This is a genomic window from Crocosphaera sp. Alani8 (assembly GCF_038442745.1).
Taxonomy (GTDB): Bacteria; Cyanobacteriota; Cyanobacteriia; order Cyanobacteriales; family Microcystaceae; genus Crocosphaera.
Genome location: NZ_JARVCN010000144.1, coordinates 1 through 8,654, shown reverse-complemented (window position 1 = coordinate 8,654; position 8,654 = coordinate 1). Strand labels below are relative to the sequence as shown.

General features: G+C 37.5%; 5 protein-coding genes and 1 pseudogene. 3 read left to right on the top strand and 3 right to left on the bottom strand.

Translation table 11 applies throughout. The features are described 5' to 3' along the window. Together P9B04_RS10075 and P9B04_RS10070 are read right to left on the bottom strand one after the other, a co-directional pair. Positions 1 to 1,633, bottom strand: a 1,633-nt coding sequence (locus P9B04_RS10075) for an NACHT domain-containing protein (RefSeq protein ID WP_342054860.1), incomplete at its 3' end; no start/stop codon positions are given. Positions 1,634 to 1,807: 174 nt separating this feature from the next. After that, positions 1,808 to 2,380, bottom strand: a complete 573-nt coding sequence (locus tag P9B04_RS10070) for a Uma2 family endonuclease (protein WP_342054859.1) — start codon at positions 2,378 to 2,380, stop codon at positions 1,808 to 1,810. A gap of 103 nt (positions 2,381 to 2,483) precedes the next feature. On the opposite strand from P9B04_RS10070, the pseudogene P9B04_RS10065 reads away from it, so the two are divergent. Next, a pseudogene (locus tag P9B04_RS10065) lies at positions 2,484 to 2,648 on the top strand (DUF2887 domain-containing protein); the annotation flags it as partial. A 375-nt stretch (positions 2,649 to 3,023) separates the two neighbouring features. Here the strand turns inward: P9B04_RS10065 and P9B04_RS10060 are convergent. Next, a complete protein-coding gene (locus P9B04_RS10060; protein WP_342054858.1) occupies positions 3,024 to 4,352 on the bottom strand; it encodes an alpha-amylase family glycosyl hydrolase in 1,329 nt (442 codons plus the stop codon). Between the two features lie 249 nt (positions 4,353 to 4,601). Between P9B04_RS10060 and P9B04_RS10055 the strand changes: the two genes are divergently transcribed. Further along, on the top strand, positions 4,602 to 7,604 hold the full coding sequence (locus tag P9B04_RS10055; protein ID WP_342054857.1) for a peptidase domain-containing ABC transporter: 3,003 nt from the start codon (positions 4,602 to 4,604) through the stop codon (positions 7,602 to 7,604). Between the two features lie 108 nt (positions 7,605 to 7,712). Next, positions 7,713 to 8,627: a hypothetical protein gene (locus P9B04_RS10050; RefSeq protein WP_342054856.1), complete on the top strand. Its 915-nt coding sequence runs from the start codon at positions 7,713 to 7,715 to the stop codon at positions 8,625 to 8,627. Positions 8,628 to 8,654 lie beyond the last annotated feature (27 nt).

Here is an 8,654-nt window from a genome sequence, read left to right as displayed (position 1 = left end):
CTTTGTCCCCTAACTTTCGGCGAGTCCCCCCAGACTTTTTGAGAAGCTTCCTATTAGACCAAATTAAAGAATAAGCTATCAGAAAAATTAATGCACTGGATAAACGAATAAATAACCCTTCATCAATTTGATTTAACCATCCTGAAATCATCCATAAACCCAAATACAATCCCCCCCCCAGAATTATCACTAAACCTGTGGTTAAAATGGCGTTATAAACTGAAGATCGGATGCCTTGATTGGTTTGGGTTTTTATTTCTAATTCTCCCTCTTTTAGCCCGAAAATCAGCCCGACAATCAGCCCGAAAATCAGCCCGAAAATCAGCCCGAAAATCAGCTTGTAAATAAGTTTTTGTTGACGATTTGCTAAATCTTCTGGTTGCAATTTTTCAATTAGAAAAATGGTTTGATTATTGCTATTCAATTGTCTCGCTAACCATTGTAAATAATGACGGGTTTGCCGTGGTTTATTGACATATAGTAGATAATTTTTTAACCTTTTTTGTCTTCTTTTCGGAGAATTTTTAATTTTAGTCTTATAAATACTTTGCCAGTATCTCACATCTTCTAATCTGTCTTGAAGATACAATTCCATTAAATAAAATATCTTTTCTTTTTGTGTTTTTAATCCTTCTTGACCTTCATTAGTAAAAGAGTTCAAAGGAATCTTATCATTAGCCAAAACCATAATATCTAAAAATAAAGGAGTTTGTGCTAACTCTCGCCAATGATTATCTTTTTCTATCAATTTTTGAACGGTTGATGCTTCTGTATCTTGCAAATACTGATTGATTTGAATATCATTTAATGGTTCCAAAATCACTGATCCATTTAAACCAATACGAGTATTTAATAGTTCAAATTCTTCTAAGCGACTACAGACAACTAACGGGTTTTTCCAATTACGAGATAATAAAAACTCATTAATGGCATCTACACAAGCAGCTTGTCTATTGGTTCTTAATTCGTCTAAACCGTCCAATAAAGGAATAATTAATTCTTTTTCTAAATACTCTTGCGCCAGTTTGTAACTTAAACCGTGTTGAACATTTAATTCATCAATTAACCAATCTTTTATAGTTGTATAATTACTCGTCCAAGAAGATAAATTAAATAACAAAGGAAAGGGGTGATTAACATCATTTATTGCTCGTATTGCTAAGGTTTCTGCTAACTTATATAAAGCAGTTGATTTCCCTGCCCCTGGATTACCTAAAATGAGTAAACGACCTTGAATATCTTTTTCTCTATCATAAACATCAATAATAGAAGTTCCTGACGGTAAACACTCGATTTGTTGATGACCTCGTTTTAACTGTATTGCAGGAAGAACCTTAGTTTCATCTACCTGTTTATTGAGAGTAATATAAACCTGATTGCGTAGAGATTGAGACAATAATCGTGTTGCAGTATCCTTACTATGTTTAATTAATTTTTGTTGATTTTCATTCCGTTTTTCTTGAGGTTGATTGTGATAAAAATTGTTAGTATTATTGGTAATATTATTAACATCGCCATTATAATCTCTTCCTCCAAAACCTCCTCCTAAATTAGAGCGAGAAACATCATTGCTAGTTTGTTGATTTTTATCCTCACCGACATTATCGCCAGTTTCTGAATGATTCTGCTGCATTACCTTAGTTACAGGGAGATTACCCCTCAATGATAACCTGTGTTTTATTTTCTGTGTTGGGAGTTCAGTCTTTTTTTAGGAGATAATAAAGCTTTGACTAAAATCTTATGCTAGTCAAAAAAACTTAATAATTAAAAAAGTACGAATTCACCCTACACCCTAACCCATTTATTTTTATTCAAAAATAGATAAAGATAAAGTAAACTCTGGTAAGACATTTTCTCCACTTAAATCTGTTGGTAAATCTTTAATTTCTACGGGTTTATTAATGCGATAAATTTCCACTTGTTGCTGTTGAGGATTAATTAACCAACCTAACTTTAAACCACTATTAAGATACTCTTGCATTTTTTCTTGAAGGGTTTCTAGTGAGTCAGTACGAGAACGTAATTCTATGACAAAATCAGGACAAATAGGGGGAAATTTCTCTTGTTCTTCTCGACTTAATAATTGCCAACGAGTTAAACTAATCCAAGCAGCATCAGGTGATCTATCTCCACCTTTAGGTAAACGAAAAATAGTAGAAGAACTGAACACTTTTCCTAACCCAGTTTGACGGTTCCATATTCCTAAGTCAATGATAAAATCGGCTTCTCGGTTTCCACTAACTCCCCCAACCGGTGGCATAACAATTAATTCTCCTTTCGCATTTCTTTCTAGTTTCCAATCTCGGTTAACTTGACAAAGACGATAAAATTGTTCATCGCTAAGGTTAACTGTATCTAAGTTTAAAATTACTGCTGTCATGGCTCAATTTTGCCCCAGAAACTACCTTGATTTTAATTCTAACAAAATAGCAAGTTTTAGGGATAAAATATTAGATGGGTTAGAAAATCTCCATCGAAGATAAATTGGTTTAGCAACAGTGAAATTAATTACCTCACCATCAGCAGAAACCATTGAAAATGCTCGTCAACTGATACAAAGAGTGAAAGAAGAGTTAACCCCCAAACAAAAACCGCAAGAACTCTTACAATTAATAGAGACAATTCTAGTGTACAAATTGCCCCGTTTAACTGACATCTTGCACCAGTAGATAAAAACTTAAATTAGTAAGCAGTTCCTCACTCCGTTCCGGCGCTATCGCACAGCATTCAGCTTTCAGCTAAGACTGATATCTTGCACCAGCATAGAAAAACTTAAATTAGTAAGCAGTCAGCAGTCAGCAGTCAGCAGTCAGCGTTCGGCTTTCAGCTAAGAGATGAAAGCGTTAAGCTTATGTTTAATCTCACTCACAGCATAAGATAGGGATTGATATGTTTCAGCTGATGGCTGATAGCTGAACACTTACAAACTAGCCAGTTTTATCGAAGGTGCAAGATGTGAGTTAAAGTTAGAGGTGGAACAAGTTAGACAAATACAAAAAAATGATAATTAAGCGATCGCTTAATTATTTGGCTAACCACATTTGAGCAGTTCTCGGGTTAATGGAAAGGTTAAAGCGATCGCCTTCGAGAGTCATTTGATGGTTATTGATCACATCTTCGTAGAGAGTGGATTGTTTTAAGCCAGAAGTGCTAAACTCCACCCAAGCATGATCACCCCCTTTATTAATAGCAACAATGCCACAATCTCCCCGTCTAAACACCAGAACTAAATCGCTTTCGTATAAAATACACATCTGTTTCCCTTGAACCTGGTTGTGGAAGCGGATCATACGTTTAATATCGTCTCTTTTAAACGCATCACACCAGCGATCGTGATCTTCAGGATGTCTGTGAACAGACTCGTTATGATCCGAGTAAATTAAAGGCAGTCCCCCATCTTTCCCGACAATATAAGCGTAAGCTAGATTTTCATCGGTGCGATCGAGTAACAAATGACGAAAATCATCGTTATGGGGCAGATCATGATTAACTACAAAAGTAACAGATCGATCCCAAGGTAAACCATTATTTTCGTTTTCAGGACGAGCTAATCTTCTGAGGGAACCTCCCATCTTGAATGCTTTACGGATGGTTTGAAACAGACGGAAATCATAGGCAGATATCCAAGTTTCTTCGAGAAAGGGATCTAAAAAGATTTTTTCTTCATGATCATTAGTAGTTAATACTTCCCCAAATAAATAACTTCTAGCCAATGAATCACTATCAGCAAAATTATCGATCATGCGCTTACTTATATGTTTGATTGCATCAATACGGAAGCCATCAAAACCCATTTCTGCCAAAGCGGCTAACATAGTTCTTTGTTGCAATAAAACCCAAGGAGAATCCATTAAATCTGGTAAATCACTGATATCTCCATAGATAACCCGATGTCTGTCAGACCATTCATGATCTTGAATATTTCCCGAACGATTAAAATCATGAGCAGAAAATAAGCCCTCATTTAAGTCGCCATATAATTTATTGGCTTCAAAAAAGTCTCTATTATGTTGATAGTTAGCTAGTTCGGAGTTTCCTGGAAAACTCAATCTATCGTCCCTATGTTCATTAGCCATGTGGTTGATAACAATATCAGCATAAACCTTCAGTTTATGCTCACCGCTATGACACTTTTTAATCAATTCCTCTAGTTCTTTTTTCCCTCCTAAATGAGACAGAAGCACTCGATAATCTTTCGGTTGATAACGTTGCCACCACTGATGTGCGTTAACATCTGAATAAAGAATTGGGGGTATTAGTATCGCACCATAACCTGCATCCCGTATTTCTCCTAGTCTGTCAATAATTTCTTGATACTTCCAATTAAAGACATGAAGTACGACATCGCTCATAATAAATTTTTCCTTTGGCCTAATCTTGCATTCACTTGCAGTAGAACTATTTTACCCGAGAACGACCCTCCATTTTCACGATTAACATAAGCCAACTCACCTCCCGCAATAGCAATTAATGCAAAAATTTGTTATCTTATTGCAATTAAAAGCCACGTTTATACCAACAATAAGGCTAATCAAATCTTTCGATTGTCACCCTAAACCTAGTTAATCCTGGCGAAAAATTAAGAATAATTCTTATTAAGAATGAATTCAGCGAACCTACAAATAGAGAAATTCCTTAGTAAACACCCCATTTTTGGAGAACTTCCCCCAACAGCGATCGCCGATTTAGCCCAAGAGTTGAGTCCGTTTCGTTATCCTATGGGAGAAGTTATTTTTAAAAAAGACGAAGAACTATCCTATATCGTCATTATCTACCAAGGAGAAGCCAGAACCCTAGGTTTTAATCCCTGTGATCAGCAATTTTCTACCTTAGAAATGGTAGGAGCAGGGACTGTGTTAGGTTGGGTTAATTTGGCTAGAGGGATGGGTTGCGAAACTGCCATTGCCTCCACTGACATCATCGGTTTAGTGTTGGATGAGCAACGTTTTAAGGAGTATTTGGAACAATACCCCAGTTTACAAGCCCAACTACGAGACAGTTGCGCCTTCGTAGAGCTATTTGAACTAATGGGTTATCAACTCAACCAACAAGCTAAAGGAGAAACCCCCCTCAAACCTCTCGCAGCTTTAGCCCTAGAAGACGCTAAAATATACTATCTACCCCCAGGAGAATCCCTCTACGCTGAATACCCTGATTTACAAAATTCTCAACAAGCTTGGTTAGTTAGTAGTGGTGGTAAAATTGTTGGCAACCCCATAGGTAGTCGTCTTACCCTAGATCCTTGGCGACACATCGAGGTAGAAGGATCTAATTCGGTTCGTTTAGTAGGGGTTCCAGTTGCACAGCTAATTGTAGACGAAACTTCCCCAGAGATTGCCGAAGAAGAGGAAATTGATGATACCCCTTATGTCATATCTGAAACAGAATTTCTCGCTAAATACCAACAGATACCCCGAGAACTACTAAAAACAAATTTACCGAAGAACTATCCCTATGTCCAGGGAAAAAGCTTGTTACAGGCAGGAATTGCCTGTTTCCAGATGCTCAGCCTTTATTTTAAAGTTCCTTTTCGTCCAGAGGTTATTCAACGTATTTTAGTGGATCAGTTGGAACGTCACGGGAATCTTTCTTTGATCGGGTGTGGGAACATTGCCGAACTCATGGGACTTAATCCCCAACAAATGAGCGTTCCTGGTCATGTATTTCCTCGTTTACGGACTCCTTTTTTGATGCAATGGCAAGGGAGTTTAGTAATCGTCTATGAAATGAATCGTCGTAGCCTAATTCTTGGCGTTCCTGAACGGGGAATCGTTCATTGGCCTTGGAGCGATTTATCAGAAGATTGGGACGATTCAGAACAGGAAGTTTTATTATTAAATCCCATTCGTCAAACCTCCCCAGAAAAATTCGATCTACGTTGGTTTGTCCCCTCATTAATTCGTTACCGACGGGTTTTAATCGAGGTCTTTATTGCCTCATTTTTTGTGCAGTTATTTGCCTTGGCTAATCCCTTGATGATTCAGGTGATTATCGATCGGGTTATTAACCAAAATAGTCCCTCAACTTTACAAGTTTTAGGGGTTTTTCTCCTCATCGTTGCTATTTTTGAGGCTTTATTATCTGCCCTCCGAACCTATCTATTTACGGACACCACTAATCGTATTGATATGAGCCTTGGCTCAGAAATTATTGATCATCTGTTACGATTACCCCTAAGTTATTTTGAAAAACAACCAGTAGGAGAAATTGCCACTCGAATTAACGAGTTAGAAAGAGTGCGTCGCTTTTTGACAGGAACCGCCTTAACAGTAGTTTTAGACGCAATTTTTTCTGTCATCTATCTGGCGGTGATGGTGGTTTATAGTCCTTTATTAACCTTAGTTTCTTTGGGTATTATTCCCCTGTTTATTGCACTAACTGTTTTGGTTTCTCCTATCATTCGCCAACAATTACGACTGAAAGCCAAACGTCACGCCGAAACCCAATCCCATTTAGTAGCAGTTCTTTCTGGGGTACAAACCGTCAAGGCACAAAACATTGAAAGTCAACTACGGGAAGAATGGCTCGATCGCTACGATCGCTATGTTAAAACTGGTTTTAGAACCATTATCACTTCCAATATCACCAATGCTGGTACTCAGTTTTTGAGCAAAGTTTCGGGATTATTGGTAATTTGGGTAGGGGCTTATTTAGTTCTTCAAGGAGAGCTGACTTTGGGTGCTTTGATCGCCTTTCGTATCATTTCCGGTTACGTCACTGCGCCCATTCTCCGCCTAACCCAACTTTGGCAAAACTTCCAGGAAACAGCCCTTTCCCTAGAAAGGTTAGGGGATATCGCCAATACCCCCCAAGAAGCAGAACGAGATCGCAGAAATATTCCCATGCCTTTGATCCAGGGTGCGGTACAGTATCAAGGGATCTATTTTCGTTTCAAATCCTATGGACCTTGGCAACTAAAAAATATTAACTTAGAGTTAGTTCCTGGTACGTTTATCGCCATTATCGGTTCCAGTGGGGCTGGAAAAAGTACCCTTACCAAGTTATTATCACGGCTTTATGAGCCTGAGTCGGGATCAATTTTTATCGACAACTATGATATCGGCAAAGTAGAAATTTATTCCCTGCGCCGTCAAATAGGAGTGGTATTACAAGATTCTCTGTTGTTTGAGGGAACAATTTGGGATAATATCGCCCTGGCGAACCCAGAAGCTTCCTCAGAGGAAATTGTTGAGGCTGCCGAAATTGCAGAAGCTCACGGGTTTATTATGGACTTGCCCAACGGTTACGATACAAAACTGGGTGAACGGGGATCAACCCTTTCCGGAGGACAACGACAACGTATTGCGATCGCTCGTACTGTGTTATCTAAACCCCGAATTTTGGTGCTGGATGAAGCTACCAGCGCATTAGATTACGAAACAGAAAGAAAGGTGTTTAATAATCTAACTCAAAGGTTTAAAAACTGTACAGTTTTCTTTGTTACTCATCGTCTTAGTTCGGTGAAATCAGCAGATACAATTATTATGATGGAAGCAGGGGAAATTATTGAACAAGGAACCCACAGAGAATTAATGAAACGTAAGGAAAAATATTATAGTTTATATAATCAACAAGAGTTAATGAAAAGTGTTTCAAAGCAGTAAGTAACTGAACAAAAATAAACTTTACAGTTAGGAAGAGGCACAAAGCATGAGTTAGATTTTAGTTCGTTCTACTCAGTTAAAAATTGCTGTAAAAACTGTCGGATACAATTGAAATTACTAAAAATTAAAGAAAATATTAAAAATACGGGTCTTGATTCAGAATGTTTACATAATTGGGTAAATTCTGACATTAGACCATTCTTGAGCATCAAGGAGGTAATTTTGCTGTTTAGATTGTCCGCCTCAAGATTATCGCAACTGGCTGTTCTTACCGGCTTTATTGCCCTAGCATCAAGCTATTGTGCCTTACCTGCTTATGGTGATGTTAACCCAGAAGTGAAAGCAGCTTATCAAGAAGCACTTAAAGATGCAGAAGTTCCAGAATATGGCGAAATTTATCAAAAATTGACAGCAATTACCGAAAATAATTCTAAACTGGTTTGGGAGGGAGAACCTGGAAAAAGTCGTCTTAAAGTAGTAACTTGGACAAATTATGATGGTTATAAACTGAATCAAAAAGAACCCCAAGCTATAGATATGTGGGTTACAGTTTACCCGAAATTAAAAAATTTCTGCACTCAATATGTTGCATCTGGGGGAACGAATTTATCCCTAAGATTAAAGCAATTATTAGGACTTAATCCAAATTGGCAGTATAAAAATATTGTAGAAATGTGGGTTGAACCTCAATTTTTGTTTCGTCCTAGTGCTGATCCAGAAATTAGCGATCGCGAAGCAGAATTGATTTCTCCAGTGTCCAATAGATTCACAAAAATTGAAAAAAAACATCAAGATTGGTTAATTAAAAAAAGAGGTGATTCTTTTCAAAAAAATGAGAATGGAATCTATAATGACGATGCTCAACCTTGGACAGCTTTAGGGTACACTTATGATTGGGGAAACCCAGAAACAGAAGTAGGTTTGAGTGAATTTGTGATCGAAAATAATGAGAATAAAGATCCAGAATCTTCTTTTGTAGAAGTCGTTTCTATCACACCTATAGCAATCAGGAATGATTTATGAGAATGAAGATGGGGTTTTTTATAGAGC